We start from the raw sequence: 230 nt of genomic DNA on the forward strand, positions 1-230 counted from the left end.
CGGATTGGTAGCTTAAACAAAAAGAGAATCACTTTTTCCAAGATGCTGGTCTTCTCCTGGAAAGCGAAACAGACAGCGACATTGCTCACCTACGACATCAACAATGCGTGCATCATCCGGTACATATACGAATAGCCAGTAGACCAGAAGCACCGGTGCCAGAAAAGCTAAAATCCCTAAGGAAGTGATTCCGATCAGCAATGCATCCAGCTTTTTACTGTCCGCATGAT

At 45.2% G+C, this 230-nt stretch carries 1 pseudogene; it reads right to left on the minus strand.

The window, feature by feature from the left end:
- Positions 1–12 precede the first annotated feature (12 nt).
- Positions 13–230 (minus strand): annotated as a pseudogene (locus ACYP03_RS28435) (cytochrome B); the annotation flags it as partial.

Source organism: Photobacterium sp. R1 (genome assembly GCF_054600795.1).